The organism is Burkholderia sp. THE68, assembly GCF_009938265.1.
GTDB lineage: Bacteria > Pseudomonadota > Gammaproteobacteria > Burkholderiales > Burkholderiaceae > Caballeronia.
On the sequence record NZ_AP022315.1, the window covers coordinates 759,182 to 782,540 of the forward strand.

Genomic DNA, 23,359 nt, shown 5'->3' on the forward strand with positions numbered 1-23,359 from the left:
GCTCAGGCGTTGCGCGCCAGAATGCGCAAGTCGTCGCCGAGCCGGTCGATGCGATGAAATTTCAGATGCGGCCGCGCATCGAGCGTGTCGGGCGGCGCGAAGTCGAACATGCCGGGCGCGCTGCCGAGCAGGCTCGGCGCGAGATAGATCAGCAGTTCGTCGACGCAGCCTTCGCGCAGCAGCGAGCCGTTCAGCTTGTGGCCCGCTTCGACGTGCAGTTCGTTGATGCCGCGATCCGCGAGCGCGGTGAGCATCGCGGGCAGATCGACCTTGCCGTGCTCGTTCGCCAGCTCGATCAGATCCGCGCCCTTTTCGCGCAACGCGTCGATGCGCGCGGGATCGGCGTCGGCGGCATGGAAGATCCACGGCGGCGCGCCATCGAGGATGCGCGCCTGCATCGGCACGTCCAGACGGCTGTCGATCAATACGCGCTGCGGCTGGCGCGGCGTGTCGACCGCGCGCACCGTCAGTTGCGGATCATCCTCGCGCACCGTGCCGATGCCCGTGAGGATGGCGCAGGCGCGGGCGCGCCACGCGTGGCCGTCGGCGCGCGCGTCCTCGCCGGTGATCCACTGGCTTTCACCGGACGGCAGGCCGGTGCGGCCGTCGAGCGTCGCGGCGACCTTCATGCGTACCCACGGACGGCGGCGCGTCATGCGCGACACGAAGCCGATATTCATTTCGTACGCCTCGGTCGCCAGCAGCCCGCAGCGCACATCGATGCCCGCATCGCGCAGCATCGTGAGACCGCGGCCCGACACCGCCGGGTTCGGATCTTCCATCGCGGCGATGACCTTCTCGACGCGCGCATCGATGAGCGCGTGCGCGCACGGCGGGGTGCGCCCGAAATGGCTGCACGGCTCCAGCGACACATACGCGGTCGAGCCGCGCGGGTCCTTGCCGCGCGAGCGGGCGTCTTTCAGCGCCTGCACTTCGGCGTGATCCTGGCCGGCCGGCTGCGTGTAGCCCATGCCGATCACTTCGCCGTTCTTGACGAGCACGCAGCCGACGCGCGGATTCGGCGTGGTCGTGTACATGCCCTTCGAGGCGAGCGCGAGCGCGCGCTCCATATGCGTGAAGTCGGTTTGCGAGAACATCGGCGTGGCCCGGGCGCGTCAGGCGGCGAGCGAGGCGAACGCGCCGCGCGCGGCTTCCAGCGTCGCGTCGATCACGGCGTCGTCGTGCGCGCTGGACACGAAGCCCGCCTCGAACGCCGATGGCGCGAAGTACACGCCCGCGTCGAGCATCGCGTGGAAGAATGCGTTGAAGCGCTTGGTGTCGCCTTGCTGGATCTGCGCGAAGCTGCCCGGCACCTGATCCATGAAATACAGGCCGAACATGCCACCGATCGAATCGGCGGAGAAGGGCACTTTCGCGTCGCGGGCGGCGGCGGCGAGGCCGTCGACCAGCTTGCGCGTCTGCTTCGCGAGATTGTCGTAGAAGCCGGGGCGCTGGATCAGTTGCAGCGTCTTGAGGCCCGCGGCTACCGCGATCGGATTGCCCGACAGGGTGCCCGCCTGATACACGCCGCCAAGCGGCGCGAGATGCGCCATGATGTCCCGGCGTCCGCCGAACGCCGCCGCCGGCATGCCGCCGCCGATGACCTTGCCGAGGCACGTGAGATCCGGCTTGATGCCGTAGACCTCCTGCGCGCCGCCGAGCGCGACGCGAAAACCGCACATCACTTCGTCGAAGATCAGCACCGCGCCGTGCTCGTCGCAGCGCTCGCGCAGCGCATTGAGGAATTCGGGCGTCGCGCGCACGAGGTTCATGTTGCCCGCAACCGGCTCGACGATCACCGACGCGATTTCCGAACCGAACGCCGCGAACGCCTCGTTCAACTGCTCGACGTTGTTGTACTCGAGCACGGTGGTGTGCTTCGCGATATCGGCGGGAACGCCCGCGGAAGTCGGATTGCCGAACGTCAGCAGGCCCGAGCCCGCCTTGACGAGCAGGCTGTCCGCGTGGCCGTGATAGCAGCCTTCGAACTTGATGATGCGGCTGCGGTTCGTGAAGCCGCGCGCGAGGCGCAGCGCGCTCATGGTCGCTTCGGTGCCGGAGGACACCATGCGCACCTGTTCGATCGACGGCACGAGCTTGCAGATTTCCTCGGCGATCTCGATTTCGGCTTCCGTCGGCGCGCCGAACGAGAAGCCGTTCGCGAGCACGCGCTGAACCGCGTCGAGCACTTCGGGATGGACGTGGCCGAGAATCATCGGGCCCCACGAGCCGATGTAGTCGATATAGCGCTTGTCTTCGGCGTCCCAGAAGTACGGGCCCGCGGCGCGCTCGATGAAGCGCGGCGTGCCGCCGACCGAGCGGAACGCCCGCACCGGCGAGTTCACGCCGCCGGGAATGGTTCGCTGGGCGCGTTCGAACAGAGCTTGATTCTTGGACATGGATGAAGACCTGCGCTGAAAGTGGATGCGGGAGTCGCGTGAAGCGGACCGGGTGCCCGAGCGGCGGCGTGCAGAACGCGCGGTCCGACGCGAAAAAATCTTGCTGAAATTGTACCGGAGTCGATGCGAACAGGCCGCCTCGCGCCTACATGTCCGGTGGCGGCGCGGACGGGCGCGCACGCCGCCCGGTGCGCGCGGTCCACAGCTTTTCCAGCGCGCCTTCGGCCATCGGCTTGATGAGCGTGCCGGACATTTGCGCGTCCCACGTCTGCACGGAGAAGGGGTGCGAGCGCAGTTCCTCGCGCGTGACGACGACTTGCGCGTGCGCGTCGACGAGCCAGTCGTACACGAAATCGATGCACAGCCGATAGCCGCGTTTGCTGCCCGCATCGGGCACTTCATACGGCGCGCGCGTCACCCAGCCCGACGCGAACACGCCCTTCGGCTCCTGCGCCACGCGATGCACGAACACGCGGTCGCCCGGCAGGAGCCCGCGCGCGGTGCCGCAGCCCCACACATCGGCGACGGCATCGCCTGCCGCCACGCGGCGCGCGATATCGGGCAACTCGGGCCACGGCCACTTTTTGGGGCTCCAGATCAGAAGAAAGGCGGTCATCGGATCGACGAAACGGGACAGAACGAGCGATGAGCTTAGCGCAACCCGGCGCTCAGGGACGGATCGCGACAGGGCGTCACGTACAATGGTCGCTCGCTCGGGCGCCGCAAAGCCGCGTCGCCTTCACCCATTCCCGTCTCCCGAACTCCATGCCCGACACCACCCGGCGCCGGCCCGACGGCCGGCTGATCCTGTTGCTCGGCGCGCTCGCCGCGTGCGGCCCGCTGTCGATCGACATGTATCTGCCGAGCCTGCCCGCGCTCGCCGCCTCGTTCGGCACGAGTCCGGCCGCCGCGCAAACCACGCTCACGAGCTTCATGTTCGGCTTCTCGTTCGGCATGCTGCTCTACGGCCCGATGTCCGACGCCTATGGCCGCCGGCCGGTCCTGCTCGGCGGCATTGTGCTGTACGCGCTCGCGAGCATCGGCTGCGCGGTGGCGTTTTCCATCGATACGCTCGTCTCCGTGCGCTTCCTGCAGGCGCTCGGCGCGGGCGCGGCGTCAGTGCTCGCGCGCGCCATCGCCCGCGACGCCCACGAGCCGACCGACGCGGCCCGCGTGCTGTCGATGCTGTCCATCGTCACGTCGATCGGACCGCTGCTCGCGCCGCTCATCGGCGGGCAATTGCTGCTGCTCGGCGGCTGGCGTGTGGTGTTCGTCGCGCTGACGCTGTTCGGTCTGACCTGCGCGGTGACCGCTTTTCTGCGCGTGCCCGAAACCTGGCCGAAGGAGAAGCGTGCGAGCGCGGCGATCGGCAAGTCGTTCGCCGCGTACGGGCATCTGCTGACCGATCCCGTCACCTGGGGCCACATGATGTGCGGCGGCATGGCGTTCGCGTCGATGTTCGCGTACATCACCGCGACGCCGTTCGTCTATATCGATTATTTCCACGTCAAGCCGCAGCACTACGGGCTGCTGTTCGGGCTGAACATCGTCGGCATCATCGCGGGGAACGTGCTCAACACGAAGTTCGTCGGCCGCGTCGGCGCGATGAAGATGATCTCGGCGGCGTCGTTCGTGAGCGTCGTGGCGGCGCTCGCGGTCGCGCTGGTGTCGCTGACGGGCTGGGGCGGCTTGTGGTCGATCGTGTTCACGCTGTTCTTCGTCGTCGGCGTGGTCGGTTTGCTGTCGGCCAATTGCACGACCGAGCTGATGCACCGCTATCCGCGCAACGCGGGCGCGGCCGCCGCCGTTTTTGGCGCGATGCAGCTCGCGCTCGGCGCGCTCGCGAGTCTCGCAGTCGGACTTTTTCACGATGTATCGCCGCACGGCATGGGCATCGTGATCGGCGTATGTGGCGTGCTGACCTACGCCGGGCGCACGCTGGTGCTGCGCTCGCATGCGGCGCCCGTGAAGGTCTGAATCAGGCGAGCGGCCCGATCGTCGCGGCGAGGAACGTGAACGCGGCCGCTTCCGCCTGCGCGACCGCGCCCGGCTCGACGCCCGCGCCGTGTCCGCCATCCCCGGTTTCCTGATACCACACGTTCGCGTGGCCTTGCGCCTGCATCTTCGCGGCCATCTTGCGCGCGTGGCCGGGATGCACGCGGTCATCGCTCGTCGATGATGTGAAGAGCGCGGGCGGATACGCGGCGTCCGCCTTCACGTTCTGATACGGCGAGTACGCGAGCAGATGACGCAGATCGCCGGCGTCGTCGGGGTCGCCGTATTCGTCGATCCACGATGCGCCCTGCAGCAGCAGGTGAAAGCGCGCCATGTCGAGCAGCGGCACTTCCGACAGCACCGCGCCGAACAGCTCGGGCCGCTGGATCATGCACACGGCCGTGAGCAGGCCGCCGTTGCTGCCGCCGCGAATCGCCAGTTGCCTGGCCGTGGTGACGCCCGTATCGACGAGCGCCTCGGCTACTGCGATGAAATCGTCGAAGGCAATCTGGCGGTTCTCGCGCAGCGCCGCCTGATGCCATGCCGGACCGAATTCGCCGCCGCCGCGAATGTTCGCGACTGCGTACAGCCCGCCGCGCTCGAGCCACGCGATGCCGGTCGTCGCGTCGTAGCCCGGATCGAGCGCGACTTCGAAGCCGCCATAGCCGTAGAGCAGGCAAGGGCGCGCGTCGGTGCGTGTTTCGACGTCGCGTCCGATCAGCCAGTAGGGAATGCGCTCGCCGTCCGGCGCGAGCGCGTGGCGGCGCACGGCGGTGAGACCGGCCGCATCGAACTGGGCGGGAAGACGCGCGAGCAGTTGCCACGGGGCGTCGTTGGCGAGATCGGCGTGATACAGCGATGGCGGCGTCAGAAAGTGCTCGACGTGGATGAGCACGGTGTCGTCACGTTCGCTGTCGATCGAATCGACCCACGACTGGCTCGCATCCGGCAGCGCGAACGCGCGCGATGCCCACTCGCCGTCGGGCGTCGCGGGCGGGCGCAGCAGCGTGACGCGCGGCGTGCCGTCGTCCATTTGCGAGACGATCAGCCAGTGCTTCGTGAAGTCGATGCCCGCGAGCACGAGCCGCTCCGACGGCGTGAAGAGCGCGATGAACTGGCGCGAGCCTGCGAGAAACGCGTCGCGCCGAATGACGGTCAGGGTGCCGGGCGCGTAGCGGCGGCCGCCCGCGTTCCAGAACTTGCGCGGCGTCACGAAGATCCAGCCGTTCCAGTGCTCGATTTCCGCGTGCGTCGGCAGATCGTACTGACGCCATTCGTTCGATGTTTCGTCGAGCCAGTAGTTGAGCGTATCGAAGAAGGTCACCGCGCGCGATGCGAGATGCAGTTTCTCGAGCGGATCGTAGTCGACGCCCGCCGACACGTCGCGCCGGTTGCCCTCGAACACGACGGGCGCATCCGCGAGCGGCGTGCCGCGTTTCCAGCGCCGCGCCTGGCGGGGAAAGCCCGAAGTGGTGAGCGCGGGGCGCGGGTTCGTCTTGCTGTCGTCCCAGCCGACATAGACCGTGTCGCAATCGATCCACGAGATATCGTGCTTGCCGACATCGGGCAGCACGAAGCCATCCGCGACGAAGCTTTTCGATGCGATATCGAACTCGCGCACCATGCATGCGTCCGAGCCGCCCGGCGACAGGCTCACGAGCGCGCGGTCGTAATCGGGGTAGCGCATGTCGAAATCGGCGAGGGCCCAGCGGGTGTCGTCGTTCTGTTTGGTGTTGAGGTCGAGTACGTCGACGTCGAGGATCGTTTCCCAGACGGGCTTGCCTTCGAGCCATGAAGACCACGGCGTGCGGCGCACGATGCCGAGCGGATGCGCGTCGTCCTGCCAGGTGTTGTAGGCCCAGTCGCCATAGCGTGAACACGACACGATGCGGTCCTGCGACGTGTACGCTTTTTCGAGCCGTTGCGCGAGCGTACGCGCTTGCGGCGTGTTGCCGAACGCGGCTTCGGTGCGGCGGTTCTGGGCATCGACCCAGGCTTGCACGTGGGCGTCGCCTAGGGCTTCGAGGCCGATGAAGGGGTCGGGTGTGTCCGACGTGGGCCAGGCGAGTTCGGGATGGGAGGAGAGCAGAGTCATGCGGCGCAGGTGGCGGAATGCAAAACGCCGATTGTGCCTGTAATGGGAGGGCGGCGGGTATCGCGCCGGTCTAGGCGACCAGTCTGTCCAGTTCCTGAGTCATGTCGGGCTCGATTTCCCGGGCTTCCTTCGCTAGATTGACCTGCTTCGCTGTTCTGGAAACGTCGAGCAATTCTGCGTCGATGCGATAGCCTCCGCGCCCCTTCAGCCACGCGAGAATGTCGGAAAGGTGCCAGACGGACGGATTGCCTTCATGAACCGGCGCGGGAAATTCCATCGCGTTGGCGAGCATCAGCTTGCGCATGTTCTGACGCGTCATTCCCGTCACTTCGGCTACATCCGTGAGGCCGACAAAGTCTGGCGCTGCTTCGATCAGGCGGGCGGACGGAATCGCCTGCTTCACGTTTTGCAGCGCCGATAAAATCGCGCCGAAGGCGTCGACGTCTGCCCTCTTGAAGGCGAGTGCAATTCGTCCTGGCTGACCAATACCGATGGTCGCGTCATCGCACCCGGCCTCCGCGAGCCGTTCGACGAGTTGCTCGTGATCGCAGTCTTCTGCCGACAGTTGATACTTGAGAGTGAACACGTATTCCATGAGTATTCCTGCTGTTGCGCATCTGCGCCTCATCGGGCAGTTTCTTTTCTGCGCGTCGTACAGTTGTCGACAACCCGTCTCAGATCATTCGCGTGATTCTCTGCGTTGCGAGGGGTGCTCCAGATGCTCGTGATGCAGAATTCCCCGCAGCGACATTCCGCATCGTTATACGGGCAATACATCCTTCCCCACGCGTGCCCATTTCCCTTTTTGGGCTCGACTGCCCAGCCGTTCTTCTCGGCGTACAACAGCGCAGCTTCGATTTCTTTCTTCGGATGCGGTCGCTTCATTGACGGTTCAGTGTATTTACGGCCGCTCAGGTTGTCAAGTGACAACCTGAGCGGCATTTACGCAATTCATGACGCGGGCGCACCATCGCACGCTCCGCGTTCAATCTTATCGAGAGATCGCCACATGCTGCGATAGCAAGTAATCCGAAATATGCATGGAAAACTGGCTGCACAATGAAAAACGCCACGGCTGACCGTGGCGTCTGAAGTCACTCGAACAGCCCACTCAAGCCAGCCGCTCCTCCGTCTGCGGATCGAACAACACCGCCTTCGACACATCGAACAGCAGCGTCATGTTCGACATCGGCTGCGGATTCGACGCCGGGTGCACGCGCGACACGATGCGCTTGCCGTTCACCTGCGCGAACACCAGCGTGTCCGGACCCGTCGGTTCGATCACGTCGACGCGCACATCGACCGGTTGCAGGCTCGTATCCGACACATCGTGCGCGCTGCGCGAGTCGGTGATGCGCTCGGGGCGCAACCCGAGAATCACGTCCTGCCCGACCTTGCCGCGCAACCGGCCCGCATCGAACGGCAGATTCAGCACCTTCTGCGCGATGCCCGTATCGAGCTGCAAACCGACGCCCGAGCCCGCCTCCACCAGCTTGCCGGCGATGAAGTTCATCGGCGGCGCGCCGATGAAGCCCGCGACGAACAGATTGGAAGGCGAATCGTAGATGTCCTGCGGCGCGCCGAACTGCTGCACGATGCCGTCCTTCATCACCGCGATGCGGTCGCCGAGCGTCATCGCTTCGATCTGGTCGTGCGTCACGTAGACGATCGTCGTGCCCAGACGCTGATGCAGCAGCTTGATTTCCGAGCGCATCTCGATACGCAGCTTCGCATCGAGGTTGGAGAGCGGCTCGTCGAACAGGAACATCACCGGATCGCGCGCGAGCGCGCGGCCCATCGCGACGCGCTGACGCTGACCGCCCGACAGCTGCCCCGGCTTGCGATCGAGCAGATGGCCGATCTGCAGCGTCTCCGACACGCGATCGACGATCTTCTTCTGCTCGTCCTTCGGCACCTTGCGGATATTGAGGCCGAACGAGATGTTCTCGCGCACGCTCATCGAAGGGTAGAGCGCGTAGGACTGGAACACCATCGCGATGTCGCGGTCCTTCGGCGAGAGGTTGTTGACCGTCTTGCCGTCGATCATGATGTCGCCCTGCGTCACGGTTTCGAGACCCGCGATCATGTTGAGCAAGGTCGATTTGCCGCAGCCCGAGCCGCCGACGAGGATCAGGAACTGACCGTCCTCGATGTCGATGTTGACGCCCTTGAGAACCGGCACCCCGTTCGGGTAGGTCTTGTACACGTCACGGATGGAAAGGCTTGCCATGTGAATCCTCTATATCTCTGTCGGGAAACGCCCGATTAACCCTTCACCGCGCCGGCCGTCAGCCCGCGCACGAAATAACGTCCCGCGATCATGTAGACGAGAATCGTCGGCAATGCGGCGATGATCGCGCCGGCCATGTCGACGTTGTATTCCTTCACGCCCGTCGACGTGTTCACGAGGTTGTTCAGCGCAACCGTGATCGGCATGGAATCCACGCCCGAAAACACGATACCGAACAGGAAGTCGTTCCAGATCTGCGTGAATTGCCAGATCAGGCACACCATGAAGATCGGCAGCGAGACGGGCAGCAGGATCTTCGTGAAGATCGTGAAGAAGCCCGCGCCGTCGATGCGTGCCGCCTTCACCAGCTCGGCCGGAATGCTCACGTAGAAGTTGCGGAAGAACATCGTCGTGAACGCGATGCCGTAGATCACGTGGACGAGCACGAGGCCGGTCGTCGTGTTCGAGAGGCCGAGAAAACCCTGCAGGCGCGCCATCGGCAGAAGGATCGCCTGGAAGGGGATGAAGCAGCCGACGAGCAGCATCGTGAAAAGCCCGTCCGCGCCGCGAAAGCGCCAGTGCGTGAGCACGTAGCCATTGAACGCGCCGACGAACGACGAGATCAGCACCGCTGGAATCACCATGCGTACCGAGTTCATGAAGAACGGCTGCATGCCGTCGCAGCGCACGCCGGTACACGCTTCCTGCCACGCCTTGACCCACGGCGCGAACGTGAAGTGCGTGGGCGGCGTGAGCAGGTTGCCCGTGCGAAGCTGGTCGAGATCCTTGAAGGAGGTCGACAGCATCACGTAGATCGGGAACAGGAAGTAGAGCGCGAACAGGATCAGCACCGCGTAGATGACGGCGCGGCTCAGGGTCATCTTAGTTTCCATTGCGGGTGCTCCTCGATTCCAGATACATGAGCGGCACGAGCACGGCGACGACGGTGGCAAGCATCATCATCGACGATGCAGCGCCCACGCCGAGCTGGCCACGGTTGAACGAGAACGTGTACATGAAGATCGCCGGCAGCGAGGACGACGTGCCCGGACCGCCCGCCGTCAACGCGACGACCAGATCGAAGGTCTTGATCGTGATGTGGCAGAGAATCAGCAGCACGGAGAAGAACACCGGGCGCATGCTCGGAATCACGATCTTGCGGTAGATGGTCGGCAATCCCGCGCCGTCCATCTGCGCCGCCTTGAAGATTTCGCTGTCGACGCCGCGCAGTCCGGCGAGGAAGAGCGCCATCACGAAGCCCGTCGATTGCCATACCGCCGCGATCACGACGCAGAAAATCGCCTTGTCGGGGTCTCCCAGCCAGTTGAACGAAAAGCTCGTCCAGCCCCAGTCGTGGAACACTTTCTCGAGACCCAGGCCCGGGTTCAGAATCCACTGCCACGCGGTGCCCGTCACGATGAACGAGAGCGCCATCGGGTAGAGGAAGATCGCGCGCAACGCGCCTTCGTTGCGGATCTTCTGGTCGAGCAGGATCGCAAGGAACAGGCCGAGAAACACGCAGATGCCGATGAACGGAATGCCGAACCAGCCGAGATTGGCGGCGGACGTCCACCAGACATCGTTGGCAAAGAGTTGTCGATAGCGGTCGAAGCCCGCGAAATCGTAGCGCGGCATCAGCCGCGATTCCGAGAGCGACAGATAACCCGTAATGCCGATGAAGCCGTACACGAAAACGAGCGCGATCACGACGCTGGGAGCGAGCACCAGCTTCGGAATCAGGCGATCGGCGAGCGCCGCCGTCGGTGAAACGCGACGGGGCGGGTTTTGCGGTTTCTTGTCCGCACTGATGGAGGCAGTCACGACTCGACTCCTGGAAGATGCGCCGGCGCTGTCGTGCGCTGGGTGGCACGGATTGGCGCGCATGCAGCGGATGGCTGCGGCGCTTGAATAGTGCGACGTTGCTTGGGTCCTGCAAACCGCCCGGCGCATGCTTGCCGCATACGCCGGGCGGAAGCCTTACTTCGTCTTGGCGGCGTTCGCGAGCGCGGCAACCGCGCTCTTCGAATCCTGCGACGAATTCATGAACTTCGTCACGACGTCGGTCATCGCGCCGGCGACTGCATCGCCCTGAGCCATGCCGTGCGCGAGCGACGGAACATAGCCGCCCGATTTGATCGCCGTCTGTTCATCAGCGTAGGACTTCTTCGCGCAGTCGTCGAACTTATCCATCGACACGCCGAGACGGACCGGGATCGAGCCCTTGTTCAGGCTGAACTGCTCCTGAAATTCCGGCGTCATGATGGTCTTGGCGAGCGCGAGCTGGCCCGGCGTCGCGGCCTTCTGGCCCTTCTGCTGGAAGAACACGAACGAGTCGACGTTGAAGGTGTAGGCCTTTTCCGTGCCCGGCACCGGCGCGCAGATATAGTCCGTGCCCGCCTTCTTGTTCGCGCCGGCGAATTCGCCCTTCGCCCAGTCGCCCATGAACTGCATGCCGGCCTTGCCGTTGATGACCATCGCGGTCGCGAGGTTCCAGTCACGGCCCGTGCGGCCGCTGTCGAAATAGCCCTGGATCTTGCGGACCGTATCGAACACCTGAACCATCTTGTCCGAGGTCAGAGTCTTCTGGTCGAGGTCGACGATCGCCTTCTTGTAGAAGTCCGCGCCCTGGGAGAGCACCACGTCTTCCCACAGCGTCAGGTCCTGCCACGGCTGGCCGCCCATCGCGATCGGCATGATGCCCGCGGCCTTCATCTTGTCGGCGACCTGGAAGAACTCGTTCCAGTTGGTCGGTACCTTGCCGCCTGCCTTGTCGAGCGCTGCCTTGTTGATGTACAGCCAGTTCACGCGGTGCACCGAGAAGGGCGCGGCGACGTAATGGCCGTCGGCGTGGATGATCTTGTCGATTTCAGGCGGCAGGTTCTTCTTCCAGTCGCCCGCGACGGAATCGATCGGCACGAGCACGCCTTGCTCGGCCCATTCCTGGATCAGCGGGCCCTTGATCTGCGCCGCCGACGGCGCGTTGCCCGAGATCACCTGCGTTTTCAGCGCGGTCATCGCGGCCGCGCCCGCACCGCCCGCGACAGCGAAGTCCTTCCAGGTGTAACCCTGCTTCGTCATGTCGTCCTTGAGCACGCCGACTGCCTTGGATTCGCCGCCGGACGTCCACCAGTGCAACACGGAAACAGCCTCGGCAGCCTGAACCGCCGACGCCGTCGCGCCACACAGAAGACCTGCGGCGCACAGCGCGCCCATGAGCTTACGGACTTTCATTGTTTATCTCCTCCAGACACCTGAACAAGAAACGATTGGCTCCCGATGCGGCCAGAAGCACGAGTAAGAAGCGATGGTCAAAAAAACGGCAAAACTGGATGGCCGGAGATCGGCGGTGTCGGCGGGGAAGCGGCAGCGCGCGTCACGACGAACGCGGCGCGCCAGGCCGGCAGACCGATGAACGGCCGCACGGCGCTCAAGAGATGAGTGGATTGAATCGCAACAGTTGTCTCCTCTTTTGATTTTTGCCGGACCGTTCGAGCCTTGCCACGAAGGGCGCGCTCGACGGCGAGGCGCGAGGCCCGAGTGCATGAACCGGCAGGGCACGCCTTCCGTGGAGAGCGATGTGCCGCAGGCTCCGTTAACATGCGCTCAGAACGTCTACCCGAAAAAAATTCGCTGCCCAGACTGATCTGATTGACAGTGATGATTTTTCGTAGGTGACATTTCCTCTTGATTTGGATTGTAGTTAAACTACAATTCAGTGTCAAAAAAAATTTTATCGGACTACGCGCAGTCGTGGTCTCATTGGGCGACCCGCCCCGAATCGACTCACATCCGGCTCTCGAACCCACGTTCAGACACATGCAAAGCGACTCGAACTTCACCTTCGTACTCTTCGGCGGCACCGGCGATCTCTCGATGCGCAAGATTCTTCCCGCGCTCTTCGAAGCACATCGCGCGGGCTCGCTCAATCCGGCGGGCAGGATCGTCTCGGTCGCGCGCGAGACCATGGAGCAGGGCGACTATCGCGCGTGGGTCGAGGATCACGTGAAGCCGCATGTATCGAAGAGCGGCCTCGACGAAGCCGCGTGGCGCAGCTTCGTCGAGCGTTTTCAGTACGTCGGGCTCGACCTCGGCCGCGCGGAAGACTTCGCGCTGTTGCGCGACGCGCTCGCGCAATTCGGCGGCACGCGCGTGTTCTATCTCGCGACGGGCCCGTCGCTGTTCGTGCCGATCTGCCGCGCGCTCGCCGATGTCGGGCTGAATCAGAACGCGCGCATCGTGCTGGAGAAGCCGCTCGGCTACGATCTCGAATCGTCGAATGCGATCAACGATGCGGTCGGCGAAATCTTCCAGGAAGAGCAGATCTACCGGATCGATCACTATCTCGGCAAGGAGCCGGTGCAGAACCTGCTCGCGCTGCGTTTCGGCAACGCGCTGTTCGAGCCGCTGTGGCGCCGCGAATGGGTCGAAAGCATCCAGATCACGATCGCGGAGGAATTGGGCGTGGAAGCGCGCGGCGACTTCTACGACAATACGGGCGCGCTGCGCGATATGGTGCAGAACCATTTGCTGCAACTGCTTTCCATCGTGACGATGGAGCCGCCGCACTCGATGCACTCCGACTCCGTACGCGACGAGAAGCTGCGCGTGCTGCGCGCGCTCAAGCCGGTCGACGAGCGCGACATCAGCCGGCTCGCGGTGCGCGGGCAATATCATGCGGGTGTGGTGCGCGGCACGGCGGTGCCGGCGTATGCAACCGAGAAAGGCGTGCGCCCTGACAGCACGACGGAAACCTTCGTCGCGCTGAAGGTGGAAATCGAGAACTGGCGCTGGGCGGGCGTGCCGTTCTTCCTGCGCACCGGCAAGCGGCTGGCCGATCGCGTCGCGGAGATCGTCGTGAACTTTCGCGCGGTGCCGCATTCCTCGCTCGGCTCGATGCCGTTGCGCGCGGGCGCGAACCGGCTCGTGATCCGGCTGCAGCCCAACGAGACGATTCGCCTGTATTGCCTGGCGAAGCAGCCCGGCGAGGGCATGAATCTCGCGAGCGTGCATCTGGATCTCGCGTTCGATCAGTTCTTCAAGGAAGGACAGATGGAGGCGTATCAGCGCCTTCTGCTCGACGTGATTCACGGGCGCCTCGCGCTCTTCGTGCGGCGCGACGAGCAGGAAGCGGCGTGGCGCTGGGTCGAGCCGATCCTGAACGCGTGGGCGTCGTCGACGACGCGGCCGAAGCCTTACGCGGCGGGCACGTGGGGACCGGCGGCGTCGAGCGCGATGCTCGCGCAGGCGGGCACGTGCTGGCTCGAAGAAGAGAATTGACGGCGTGACGCCGACGCCGCCCGAACGGGGCGCGCGGCGGGCGCGGCGATACCGGACACCGCTTCGTCCATCGTTGCGATGGCGCGAACAGAAAGCGGATCGATAAACCAGAACAAGCAGGAGGAGCAGTGATCGAGCTTCGCACTTTCGACGATCCGCGCGCCCATTCGGACGCGCTGGCGCAGGCCGTGGGCGACGCGCTGAAGGCGTCCCTCGCGGCAAGGGGCGCGGCATCTGCCGACGCCAATGGACAGGCCGCTCACGCCACGCTCGCGGTATCGGGCGGCACGAGCCCCAAGCCATTCTTGCAGACGCTCTCGCATGCGCCGCTCGACTGGGCGCACATCGACGTGACGCTCGTCGACGACCGCTGGGTGCCCGAGACCGATCCGGCGAGCAACGCACAGCTCGTGCGCGACACGCTGCTGCAGAACGCGGGCGCGGCGGCGTACTTCCTGCCGCTCGTGGATACGGGCAAGCCGCTGGAGACGCACATCGCCGAACTGAATGCCGACGCGCGCCGCCGCCTGCCGGATGTCGCCGTGCTCGGCATGGGCGAGGACGGCCACACGGCCTCGATCTTCGCCGACGCGCCCGAATGGGATGTCGCGATCTCGACGCCGGAGCGTTTCATCGCCGTGCATCCGGGCGTGGCGCCGCACGCGCGCGTGAGCCTGTCGATGTCGGCATTGAAGCAGATCGGGCAGGTATATCTCTTCATCGCCGGGCAGAAGAAACTCGACGTACTGAACGCGGCGCTCGCCGCGCCGCAAAAGAACGCCATCTCGACGCTGGCCCACGCTGAAGGAGTGAAGCTCGATGTCTACTGGTGTGCATAAGACAGCGACGCAGCACGCCGACGGACCGCGGCTTCTGGCCGACATCGGCGGCACCAACGCGCGCTTCGCGCTGGAGACCGCGCCCGGCGAGATCGGGCAGATCCGCGTGTATCCGGGAGCCGATTACCCCGGCATCGCGGAGGTGATGCAGCAGTATCTGAAGGACACGAAGGTCGGCCGCGTGAATCATGCGGCGATCGCGATCGCGAATCCCGTCGACGGCGATCACGTGAAGATGACCAATCACGACTGGAGCTTTTCGATCGAGGCGACGCGCCGCGCGCTCGGCTTCGACACGCTGCTCGTCGTGAACGACTTCACCGCGCTCGCGATGGCGCTGCCCGGTCTCACCGACGCGCAGCGCGAGCAGGTCGGCGGCGGCTCGCGCCGGCAGAACAGTGTGATCGGCCTGCTCGGTCCGGGCACGGGGCTGGGCGTGTCGGGTCTGATTCCGGCCGATGACCGCTGGATCGCGCTCGGCAGCGAAGGCGGCCATGCCACGTTCTCGCCGTTCGACGAACGCGAAGACATCGTGATGCGCTATGCGCGCCGCAAGTTTCCGCATGTGTCGTTCGAACGCGTATGCGCGGGGCAAGGGCTCGAATTGATCTACCGCGCGCTCGCGGAGCGCGACAACGTCACGGTCGCCGATACCTTCAACGCCGCCGACGTCACGAACCGCGCGCTCGCGGGCGAAGCGCTCGCGCTCGAAGTGGTGAACTGCTTCTGCGCGATTCTCGGCACGTTCTCCGGGAATATCGCGGTGACGCTGGGCGCGCTGGGCGGTATCTATATCGGCGGCGGCATCGTGCTGAAACTCGGTGAACTGTTCCACAAGTCGCCGTTTCGCGAGCGTTTCGAGGCGAAAGGGCGCTTTCAGCAGTATCTGTCGGGCATTCCCACTTACATCATCACGGCGGAATATCCGGCGTTTCTCGGCGTCTCCGCGATTCTCTCGGAGCAACTGTCGAACCGCGCGAACAGGGGCTCGTCGGCGGTGTTCGAGCGCATCCGGCAAATGCGCGACGCCCTGACGCCCGCCGAGCGGCGCGTCGCCGATCTCGCGCTCAATCATCCGCGCTCGATCATCAACGATCCGATCATCGACATCGCGCGCAAGGCCGACGTGAGCCAGCCGACTGTGATCCGCTTTTGCCGCTCGCTCGGCTGCCAGGGTCTGTCGGACTTCAAGCTGAAGCTCGCGACGGGCCTCACGGGCACGATTCCGGTGAGCCACAGCCAGGTGCATCTCGGCGATACCGCCACCGATTTCGGCGCGAAAGTGCTCGACAACACGGTGTCCGCGATCCTTCAGTTGCGCGAGCATCTGAACTTCGAGAACGTCGAGCGCGCGATCGATATCCTGAACGGCGCGCGGCGCATCGAGTTCTACGGGCTGGGAAATTCGAACATCGTCGCGCAGGACGCGCATTACAAGTTCTTCCGCTTCGGCATCCCGACCATCGCTTACGGCGATCTGTACATGCAGGCGGCGTCGGCGGCGCTGCTCGGCAAGGGCGACGTGATCGTGGCCGTGTCGAAGTCGGGCCGGGCGCCGGAACTGCTGCGCGTGCTCGAAGTGGCGATGCAGCAGGGCGCGACGGTCATCGCGATCACGTCGAGCAATACGCCGCTTGCCAAGCGCGCGACGGTCGCGCTGGAGACGGATCACATCGAGATACGCGAATCGCAGCTCTCGATGATCTCGCGCATCCTGCATCTCGTGATCATCGATATTCTCGCCGTCGGCGTGGCGATCCGCCGTGCAGCGCCTAAGCCGGGCGCGAAGATCAGCGAGACGGTCGCGAAGGCGCGTCAATCGGGCGGCGAGGACGCGGCCGCCGTGCTCGACTGGCTGAGCCACGGCGCGTCGGGCATGGCGCGGGACTAGACGCGTTCCGACATCGACGCAAAAGGCCGCCGGTGCTCACGCATCGGCGGCCTTTTTCATCGACGCTCGAAAAAAACGGTGCGATACCACGCTGGGTATCGCACCGGCACGCGCCTCTCGCAGCGGCGTGAAAACCTTCTTTGCTGTGTTCTTAGAACGAGTGCTGAATGCCCGCGTACACGCCCGTCTGGCTGTGGCCTGCGAGGGGGTTGTCCGTCGATGCCGCCGTGCCGAAATTGTTGGCGTTCAGACCGTAGTTCGCGATCTTGCTGTTCTGCACCGTCGCGACCTGGATGTCGAACAGCGTGCGCTTCGACAGATTGTACGAACCGCCGACCGTGTAGATGGTCGCGTTACCCGCGCCGTTGTTGCCGTTCACGTGATAGACCGCGCCGATCAGCGCTGCCGCCGGCGTCGCCTGCCATGTCACGCCGCCCCATTCGTGATCGAGCGTGGTCGGCTGGCCGGGCAACTGGCCCGACATGCCGGCGCTGCGGATCGCCTGATAGCCGCCTTGCAGCTTGAACTGGCCGAGGAACACGTTGAGCATCGCCGTGTATTCGCGCGAGTAGGCGTAAGCGCCATTGCCGCCGTCGCGGTACGTGCCGCCGAGCGTACCGTTGGCCGGATTGCGAATTTCGTCGTAGATGCCGCGAATCTGGAAGAGCGGCGCCGTGTAGGTGATCTGTGCGCCGGCCTCGCGGCCTTGGGCCGTGGTGCCGTTGCCGTTCCAGTTGGTCGCGTTCGAGAGCGCGTACTGGCCGTAGAAGTCGAAGCCCGCGAACTTCGGCGACTGGTACGAAATGTTGTTGCTCGATTGCGGCCAGTTGCGGCCACGCACCAGCGATGCCGACGACCAGTTCGACTGGCCGAACGGATCGAAGTCCCATACGCCGTTCGAAATGAAGAGCTCGCGGCCCAGCAGTACCGTACCGAACTGGTTGTTCGAGATACCGACCGTCGCCCAGCGATTGAAGAGACCGCCGCCGCCCGGGCCCTGACCGGTCATGGTGTTGAAGCTGCCTTCCAGCTGGAACACGGCGCGATTGCCGCCACCCAGATCTTCCGCGCCTTTCAGGCCCCACAGGCTCGTGCCCCAGTCGCCGCTCTCCGCCCTGAACCGATGCGAGGTGCCGGTGGCCGCGCCGTTCGCACCCACGCCGGTGGGCACGCCGTTCATGTATTCGAGCCCCGCGTCCAGACGACCATAGAGCGTCACGCTGCTCTGTGCTTGCGCGACCGCGCTGAATGTCAATAGCGCCGCTGCCGCGAGCAAAGCCTTCTTCATCATCTCCTCCAAACCCCAAAATAAGGTGAAACTCGAAATTTCTGTGATGTGTTCGAATCGACCGGGCAATCGCATTGTGTTGCGCATCCGGTTCGACCCGATTTCGAATTTTGGAGGAGAACTATCTTTTCGAGCGCCGCCGATTTGTAGTTTTTGTTGTTCGACTTGACAAATTCTTCGGGAGTGCTAGGCGAATCGCGTGCTCAAATAAAAAACGGTGCGATACCCTTTCGGGCACCGCACCGATACGCGCCTCTCGCAGCAGCGTGAAAACCTTCTAAAAGACTCTTTGGTCAGCCTCGCCGATCAGAACGAGTGCTGGATACCTGCGTACACGCCCGTCTGGCTGTGGCCGATGATCGGGTTGTCGGTCGCAGCCGACGTACCGTAGTTGTTGGCGTTCAGGCCGTAGTTTGCGCCCTTGCTGTTCTGCACCGTCGCGACCTGCAGATCCAGCAGGGTGCGCTTGGACAGGTTGTACGAACCGCCGGCCGTGTAGATGGTAGCGTTACCCGCGCCGTTGTTGCCGTTCACGTGGTAGACCGCCGCGATCAGCGCGGCCGCCGGCGTCGCTTGCCACGTCACGCCGCCCCACTCGTGATCGAGCGTCGTCGGCTGACCGGGCAACTGGCCCGTCATGCCAGCGGTGCGAATCGCCTGATACGCGCCCTGGATCTTGAACTGGCCGAGGAACACGTTGAACATCGCTGTGTACTCACGCGAGAAGCCATACGCACCGTTGACCGCGCCGGAGTTGGCCGCATTGATCGGGTCGTATACGCCGCCGAGCGTGCCGTTGGCCGGATTGCGGATTTCATCGTACATACCGCGGATCTGGAAGAGCGGGGTCGTATAGGTGATATACGCGCCCGCATTACGGCCTTGCGGAGTCGTGCCGTTACCGTTCCAGTTGGTCGCGTTGGAGAGCGAGTACTGACCGTAGAAGTCGAGGCCCGCGAACTTCGGCGACTGGTACGAAATGTTGTTGCTCGATTGCGGCCAGTTGCGGCCACGCACCAGCGAAGCCGACGACCAGTTCGACTGACCGAACGGATCGAAGTCCCACACGCCGTTGGAGATGAAGAGTTCACGACCCAGCAACAGGGTACCGAACTGGTTGTTCGCGACACCGACCGTCGCCCAGCGATTGAAGAGACCGCCGCCGCCCGGGCCCTGACCCGTCATGGTGTTGAAGCTGCCTTCCAACTGGAACACGGCGCGATAGCCGCCGCCCAGGTCTTCGACGCCCTTCATGCCCCACAGGCTCGTGCCCCAGTCGCCGCTTTCCGCCTTGAAGCGGTGTGAGCTGCCGGTGGCCGCGCCGTTGGCACCCACGCCTGTCGGCACACCGTTCATGTACTCGAGCCCCGCGTCCAGGCGGCCATACAGCGTCACGCTGCTCTGAGCGTGTGCCACTGCGCTGAACGTCAGCAGTGCTGCCGACGCGAGCAAAGCTTTTTTCATCATCTCCTCCAACCCTGTCAAGAAATAGAACCCAAGTGCTGCCGTGTGGTTCGATGCGGGCGCACCCAACCGAAAATTGTTTTCAGAGGAAGGACGCGCGGGCTGCAGTGCTGTGTGGCAATTCGCGCGTCGTGGGCGCGAACCCGACGCCGATCCGTCGATCGGTGCCGTCCTCCGTTTCTTTTGGACTTTTGAAGTAAAACTACTTTTTGAGAACTTCGTTTTGGTACTTTCGTTACCAATTTAACAAAATACGTTATAGCCGCCAAAGAAATTTGGCGATCCGGGAACGTTTGTGTCAAAAATGCAATGCCCATGTGCTAGGCGTATTACCCATAGCATGGGAAACGGCCTGCAAAGCCTTATCCCATAAGGGCTTCAGTTTGTTGTAAGTTTCAGGGTCAGGTTTGTCGCCTATTGACGCGAACGTGTCGCGGCGTTAGGCCGAAGCAGATCGGGGAACAGGCGCTGCGCCACGCGCCCGGGCGCAAAAAAAGCGCCTCTCGGGCGCCTCTTCTGGAGTGGAAGGTTGCTTCCGGCAGCAGTCGTGCCGGTTACTTGAGGCTGCCCGACAGGAACTGCCTGAGCCGTTCGCTCTTCGTGTTGCCGAAGACCGCATCCGGATGACCTTCTTCCTCGATGCGCCCCTGATGCAGAAACACCACATGGTTCGACACATTGCGCGCGAACGCCATCTCGTGCGTGACGACGATCATCGTGCGGCCTTCCTCGGCGAGCGTCTGCATCACCTTCAGCACTTCGCCGACGAGTTCCGGGTCGAGCGCGGAGGTCGGTTCGTCGAACAGCATGACGTCGGGATGCATCGCGAGCGCGCGGGCGATCGCCACGCGCTGCTGCTGTCCGCCCGACAGATGCGACGGATACTGCTTCTCGACGCGCGGCGCGAGCCCGACCTTCTCCAGATACGTGCGCGCGCGCTCCTCGGCTTCCTTCTTCGAGAGCCCGAGCACGTTGACCGGCGCCTCGGTCACGTTCTCCAGCACGTTCATGTGCGACCACAGATTGAAGTGCTGGAACACCATCGAGAGTTTCGAGCGCACCTGCCGAAGCTGCTTCGGGTCGGCGACCTTGAGCGCGCCGGTCTTGTCCTTCAGCGTGCGAACTTCGCTGCCGTCGACGAAGATGCGCCCCTGGTTCGGCTGCTCGAGAAAGTTGATACAACGCAGCATCGTGCTCTTGCCCGAGCCCGACGAGCCGATGATGCTGATCACATCGCCGGCCTTCGCCTTGAGCGAAACGCCCTTCAGAACTTCGTTGTTGCCGTACTGCTTGTGAATGTCGTCGACGAAAAGCTTGTGCATCTGGGAATTCATGAAGAGTCCTTGGCTGACGCGATGGTCTTATTTGCCTTGCGGCCGCAAATAAGCGAGCCAGCGATGCTCGGCGCGGCGGAACAGCCACACGAGCGCGAACGAAATGCAGAGATAGAGCAGGGCGGCGAGGCCGAACGCCTCGAACGACTGATACGTCGCCGAATTCACATCGCGCGCGATCTTGAGGATATCCGGCACGGTGGCTGTGAATGCGACGGTCGTCGCGTGCAGCATCAGGATGACCTCGTTGCTGTAGTACGGCAGCGCGCGTCGCAAGGCCGACGGCAGGATCACCCGCCGATACAGCGTGAACGAGGACATGCCGTAGGCGCGCGCCGCTTCGATTTCGCCGTAGGGCGTCGCCTTGATCGCGCCGGCGAAGATTTCGGTCGTGTACGCGCAAGTGTTCAGCGTGAACGCAAGCAGCGTGCAATTCATGCCGCTGCGGAAGAACTCGGCGAGCAGCATGTGATCACGCACGACCTGCAGGCTGTACAGACCCGTGTAGCACAGCAGCAGCTGAACGTAGAGCGGCGTGCCACGAAACACATACGTGTACAGCCACACCGAGCGCGACAGCAGCTTGTTCTTCGACACGCGCGCGACCGAGAGCGGCACCGAAAGACAGAAGCCGAGGCCGATGGAAATGACCAGCAGCCACATCGTGATCGCGAGACCGGTGATGCGGTAGCCGTCGGTGAAGAGGTAGTTCTTCCAGTATTCCTGGATGATTTCGATCATGATCCCTGCCGCTCTTGATTGGACCGATTAGAGGTCGGCGCGGCGCACGCCGATGGAATAGCGCCGCTCCAGCCAGATCAGCACGAGGTTCGAGATCGTGGTGATCGCGAGATAGATCGCGCCCGCGAGAAGCGTGAAGAAGAAGAAACGCAGCGTGCCCTTGCCCGCGTCCTGCGAGGCCTTGACGACGTCCGCGAGCCCGATGATCGACACCAGCGCCGTCGCCTTGACCATCACCTGCCAGTTGTTGCCGATGCCCGGCAGCGCGAAGCGCATCATCTGCGGAAACATGATGCGCGAGAAGGTCTGCCATGGCGACATGCCGTAGGCCGCGCCCGCTTCGAGCTGGCCGCGCGGCACCGAGAGAAACGCGCCGCGGAACGTTTCGGTGAAGTACGCGCCGTAGATGAAGCCCAGCACCAGAATGCCGGCGAGGAACGGATCGATGTCGATCTGATCCCAGCCCATCGCGTCGGTGAACAGGTTCAGCCAGATCTGGATGCTGTAGAAGAGCAGCAGCATCAGCACGAGATCGGGCACGCCGCGAATCAGCGTTGTGTAGACCGTGCCGATACCCGACGTCAGGCGGTTTTTCGACAGCTTCGCCGCCGCGCCGATGAGTCCGATCACGAAGGCGAACACGAGCGACAGCACCGCCAGCTTGACGGTCTGCCAGGTGCCCGCGAGGATCAGCGGACCGTAGCCTTGCAACATGGTGATTCCTTGGTAAGGTGCCTAACGTGCATGGAGTGCTGCATGGCGTGCAATCGGCGCGGCGCGCGACGGTCGTTCGCGCGTTGCGTATGGTTTCATGTTTTCCTCAGCCGGCGGTCCGTATTCTAGGTGGCCAAAATTGGATTGCCGTTGCTGCCGACCCCGCCAGCGCGCGATTGACGCGCCGCCGCCCCGAAAAGCGCGGTATTTTACCCGAAGCCGCCGCGCGCGGGTCCGAAGCCGGACGCGTCCGATTACATGCATGGGCGGAACGATGTAGTGCCGTTGCGGCCGTTGTTCCGAAGGCGCGCCGCCCTTACATTCTCTCCATCGCAAAACAACGCCTTGGGCGGGAGCAAAGATCATGTTCGAAATTCGCCGCAGCAACGAACGGGGTCACGCCAACCACGGCTGGCTCGACTCGTATCACACGTTCTCCTTCGCCGATTACTACGATCCGCAGAACACGCACTTCGGCGCACTGCGCGTGATCAACGAAGACCGCGTCGCGGGCGGACAGGGTTTCGGCGCGCACGGCCATCGCGATATGGAAATCGTGAGCTACGTGCTCGAGGGCGCGCTCGCGCACCGCGATAGCATGGGCAACGGCTCGACGATCCGTCCCGGCGACGTGCAGCGCATGAGCGCCGGCACGGGCGTGCGCCACAGCGAGTTCAATGGTTCGCCGACGGAAACCGCGCATTTCCTGCAGATCTGGATCATTCCGGATGCGCCGGGCGGCGCGCCGGGTTATGAGGAAAAGCGCTTTGCGGACGAGGAAAAGCGCGGCCGGCTGCGCGTGATCGCAGCGCCCGGTGGTGCGGAAGGGGCGGTGAACATCGGCGCGGACGCGCGCATCTTCGCAGGTCTGTTCGACGGCGACGAACGCGCGGACTTCGACGTGCCGGTGGGCCGCCGCGTCTATGTGCACGTGGCGCGCGGCGCGGTGACGGTGAACGGCGAGGCGCTCGGGGCCGGCGATGCCGCGAAGCTCGAGGACATCTCGAAGGTCACGCTGGAGAAGGGCGAGAACGCGGAAGTGCTGTTGTTCGACCTCGCCTGAGCGTTGCGTTTTCGATGTGAAGAAAGCCG

Annotated in this window: 20 protein-coding genes; 5 read left to right on the forward strand and 15 right to left on the reverse strand. The window is 64.0% G+C overall.

What is annotated here, in order from left to right; genetic code table 11:
• Positions 1-2 precede the first annotated feature (2 nt).
• The 3 genes from ribD to BTHE68_RS03620 all read right to left on the reverse strand — a co-directional run bounded on the left by ribD (position 3) and on the right by BTHE68_RS03620 (position 3,015).
• Entirely contained in the window at positions 3-1,097 is a 1,095-nt protein-coding gene (ribD, locus tag BTHE68_RS03610) for a bifunctional diaminohydroxyphosphoribosylaminopyrimidine deaminase/5-amino-6-(5-phosphoribosylamino)uracil reductase RibD (RefSeq protein ID WP_162065174.1), read from the reverse strand.
• Between the two features lie 18 nt (positions 1,098-1,115).
• Positions 1,116-2,399 carry a glutamate-1-semialdehyde 2,1-aminomutase gene (gene hemL, locus BTHE68_RS03615; RefSeq protein WP_162065175.1) on the reverse strand — a complete coding sequence of 428 codons (1,284 nt, stop codon included), beginning with the start codon at positions 2,397-2,399 and terminating at the stop codon, positions 1,116-1,118.
• A 145-nt stretch (positions 2,400-2,544) separates the two neighbouring features.
• Positions 2,545-3,015 carry a hypothetical protein gene (locus BTHE68_RS03620; protein ID WP_162065176.1) on the reverse strand — a complete coding sequence of 157 codons (471 nt, stop codon included), beginning with the start codon at positions 3,013-3,015 and terminating at the stop codon, positions 2,545-2,547.
• 149 nt (positions 3,016-3,164) lie between these two features.
• Here BTHE68_RS03620 and BTHE68_RS03625 point away from each other — a divergent pair, with 149 nt between their 5' ends.
• On the forward strand, positions 3,165-4,376 hold the full coding sequence (locus BTHE68_RS03625) for a Bcr/CflA family multidrug efflux MFS transporter (protein WP_162065177.1): 1,212 nt from the start codon (positions 3,165-3,167) through the stop codon (positions 4,374-4,376).
• Position 4,377: 1 nt separating this feature from the next.
• Here the strand turns inward: BTHE68_RS03625 and BTHE68_RS03630 are convergent, their stop codons facing one another.
• From BTHE68_RS03630 to BTHE68_RS03655, 7 genes are all read right to left on the reverse strand, one after another.
• Entirely contained in the window at positions 4,378-6,489 is a 2,112-nt protein-coding gene (locus BTHE68_RS03630; RefSeq protein ID WP_162065178.1) for a prolyl oligopeptidase family serine peptidase, read from the reverse strand.
• Positions 6,490-6,559: 70 nt separating this feature from the next.
• Positions 6,560-7,084, reverse strand: coding sequence for a helix-turn-helix transcriptional regulator (locus BTHE68_RS03635; RefSeq protein ID WP_162065179.1), 525 nt, complete (start codon positions 7,082-7,084; stop codon positions 6,560-6,562).
• Positions 7,085-7,113: 29 nt separating this feature from the next.
• Positions 7,114-7,374, reverse strand: a complete 261-nt coding sequence (locus BTHE68_RS36795) for a hypothetical protein (RefSeq protein WP_232077923.1) — start codon at positions 7,372-7,374, stop codon at positions 7,114-7,116.
• Positions 7,375-7,600: 226 nt separating this feature from the next.
• Positions 7,601-8,719: an ABC transporter ATP-binding protein gene (locus BTHE68_RS03640; RefSeq protein ID WP_162065180.1), complete on the reverse strand. Its 1,119-nt coding sequence runs from the start codon at positions 8,717-8,719 to the stop codon at positions 7,601-7,603.
• Between the two features lie 35 nt (positions 8,720-8,754).
• Positions 8,755-9,612, reverse strand: a complete 858-nt coding sequence (locus tag BTHE68_RS03645) for a carbohydrate ABC transporter permease (protein WP_061179447.1) — start codon at positions 9,610-9,612, stop codon at positions 8,755-8,757.
• A complete protein-coding gene (locus tag BTHE68_RS03650) occupies positions 9,602-10,540 on the reverse strand; it encodes a carbohydrate ABC transporter permease (protein ID WP_061179448.1) in 939 nt (312 codons plus the stop codon). Before BTHE68_RS03650 ends, BTHE68_RS03645 begins: the two co-directional genes overlap by 11 nt.
• Before the next feature lie 156 nt (positions 10,541-10,696).
• Positions 10,697-11,950 (reverse strand): ABC transporter substrate-binding protein, encoded by a 1,254-nt coding sequence (locus tag BTHE68_RS03655; protein WP_162065181.1) that lies wholly within the window; start codon positions 11,948-11,950, stop codon positions 10,697-10,699.
• 585 nt (positions 11,951-12,535) lie between these two features.
• Here BTHE68_RS03655 and zwf point away from each other — a divergent pair.
• From zwf to BTHE68_RS03670, 3 genes are all read left to right on the forward strand, one after another.
• Positions 12,536-13,996, forward strand: coding sequence for a glucose-6-phosphate dehydrogenase (gene zwf, locus BTHE68_RS03660; RefSeq protein WP_162065182.1), 1,461 nt, complete (start codon positions 12,536-12,538; stop codon positions 13,994-13,996).
• A 128-nt stretch (positions 13,997-14,124) separates the two neighbouring features.
• Positions 14,125-14,835 carry a 6-phosphogluconolactonase gene (gene pgl / locus BTHE68_RS03665; RefSeq protein ID WP_162065183.1) on the forward strand — a complete coding sequence of 237 codons (711 nt, stop codon included), beginning with the start codon at positions 14,125-14,127 and terminating at the stop codon, positions 14,833-14,835.
• A complete protein-coding gene (locus tag BTHE68_RS03670; protein ID WP_162065184.1) occupies positions 14,816-16,726 on the forward strand; it encodes a bifunctional transcriptional regulator/glucokinase in 1,911 nt (636 codons plus the stop codon). Before pgl ends, BTHE68_RS03670 begins: the two co-directional genes overlap by 20 nt.
• A gap of 151 nt (positions 16,727-16,877) precedes the next feature.
• Here the strand turns inward: BTHE68_RS03670 and BTHE68_RS03675 are convergent, their stop codons facing one another.
• The 5 genes from BTHE68_RS03675 to BTHE68_RS03695 all read right to left on the reverse strand — a co-directional run bounded on the left by BTHE68_RS03675 (position 16,878) and on the right by BTHE68_RS03695 (position 22,267).
• Complete coding sequence (locus tag BTHE68_RS03675; protein ID WP_162066769.1) at positions 16,878-18,014, reverse strand: porin; 1,137 nt, start codon at positions 18,012-18,014, stop codon at positions 16,878-16,880.
• Positions 18,015-18,320: 306 nt separating this feature from the next.
• On the reverse strand, positions 18,321-19,478 hold the full coding sequence (locus tag BTHE68_RS03680) for a porin (RefSeq protein WP_061179480.1): 1,158 nt from the start codon (positions 19,476-19,478) through the stop codon (positions 18,321-18,323).
• A 554-nt stretch (positions 19,479-20,032) separates the two neighbouring features.
• Entirely contained in the window at positions 20,033-20,812 is a 780-nt protein-coding gene (locus tag BTHE68_RS03685) for an ABC transporter ATP-binding protein (RefSeq protein WP_162065185.1), read from the reverse strand.
• A gap of 27 nt (positions 20,813-20,839) precedes the next feature.
• Positions 20,840-21,553 (reverse strand): ABC transporter permease, encoded by a 714-nt coding sequence (locus tag BTHE68_RS03690; RefSeq protein ID WP_162065186.1) that lies wholly within the window; start codon positions 21,551-21,553, stop codon positions 20,840-20,842.
• Between the two features lie 27 nt (positions 21,554-21,580).
• Positions 21,581-22,267 (reverse strand): ABC transporter permease, encoded by a 687-nt coding sequence (locus BTHE68_RS03695; RefSeq protein ID WP_162065187.1) that lies wholly within the window; start codon positions 22,265-22,267, stop codon positions 21,581-21,583.
• A gap of 364 nt (positions 22,268-22,631) precedes the next feature.
• On the opposite strand from BTHE68_RS03695, the gene BTHE68_RS03700 reads away from it, so the two are divergent.
• Positions 22,632-23,330, forward strand: a complete 699-nt coding sequence (locus BTHE68_RS03700) for a pirin family protein (RefSeq protein ID WP_162065188.1) — start codon at positions 22,632-22,634, stop codon at positions 23,328-23,330.
• Positions 23,331-23,359: the final 29 nt, after the last annotated feature.

Excerpts from the sequence above, each read along its gene's own strand:
- ribD (WP_162065174.1), bottom strand. The coding sequence starts at position 1,097 with ATGTTCTCGCAAACCGACTTCACGCATATGGAGCGCGCGCTCGCGCTC.
- hemL (WP_162065175.1), bottom strand. The coding sequence starts at position 2,399 with ATGTCCAAGAATCAAGCTCTGTTCGAACGCGCCCAGCGAACCATTCCC.
- BTHE68_RS03620 (WP_162065176.1), bottom strand. The coding sequence starts at position 3,015 with ATGACCGCCTTTCTTCTGATCTGGAGCCCCAAAAAGTGGCCGTGGCCC.
- BTHE68_RS03625 (WP_162065177.1), top strand. The coding sequence starts at position 3,165 with ATGCCCGACACCACCCGGCGCCGGCCCGACGGCCGGCTGATCCTGTTG.
- BTHE68_RS03630 (WP_162065178.1), bottom strand. The coding sequence starts at position 6,489 with ATGACTCTGCTCTCCTCCCATCCCGAACTCGCCTGGCCCACGTCGGAC.
- BTHE68_RS03635 (WP_162065179.1), bottom strand. The coding sequence starts at position 7,084 with ATGGAATACGTGTTCACTCTCAAGTATCAACTGTCGGCAGAAGACTGC.
- BTHE68_RS36795 (WP_232077923.1), bottom strand. The coding sequence starts at position 7,374 with ATGAAGCGACCGCATCCGAAGAAAGAAATCGAAGCTGCGCTGTTGTAC.
- BTHE68_RS03640 (WP_162065180.1), bottom strand. The coding sequence starts at position 8,719 with ATGGCAAGCCTTTCCATCCGTGACGTGTACAAGACCTACCCGAACGGG.
- BTHE68_RS03645 (WP_061179447.1), bottom strand. The coding sequence starts at position 9,612 with ATGGAAACTAAGATGACCCTGAGCCGCGCCGTCATCTACGCGGTGCTG.
- BTHE68_RS03655 (WP_162065181.1), bottom strand. The coding sequence starts at position 11,950 with ATGAAAGTCCGTAAGCTCATGGGCGCGCTGTGCGCCGCAGGTCTTCTG.
- zwf (WP_162065182.1), top strand. The coding sequence starts at position 12,536 with ATGCAAAGCGACTCGAACTTCACCTTCGTACTCTTCGGCGGCACCGGC.
- BTHE68_RS03670 (WP_162065184.1), top strand. The coding sequence starts at position 14,816 with ATGTCTACTGGTGTGCATAAGACAGCGACGCAGCACGCCGACGGACCG.
- BTHE68_RS03675 (WP_162066769.1), bottom strand. The coding sequence starts at position 18,014 with ATGAAGAAGGCTTTGCTCGCGGCAGCGGCGCTATTGACATTCAGCGCG.
- BTHE68_RS03680 (WP_061179480.1), bottom strand. The coding sequence starts at position 19,478 with ATGAAAAAAGCTTTGCTCGCGTCGGCAGCACTGCTGACGTTCAGCGCA.
- BTHE68_RS03685 (WP_162065185.1), bottom strand. The coding sequence starts at position 20,812 with ATGAATTCCCAGATGCACAAGCTTTTCGTCGACGACATTCACAAGCAG.
- BTHE68_RS03690 (WP_162065186.1), bottom strand. The coding sequence starts at position 21,553 with ATGATCGAAATCATCCAGGAATACTGGAAGAACTACCTCTTCACCGAC.
- BTHE68_RS03695 (WP_162065187.1), bottom strand. The coding sequence starts at position 22,267 with ATGTTGCAAGGCTACGGTCCGCTGATCCTCGCGGGCACCTGGCAGACC.
- BTHE68_RS03700 (WP_162065188.1), top strand. The coding sequence starts at position 22,632 with ATGTTCGAAATTCGCCGCAGCAACGAACGGGGTCACGCCAACCACGGC.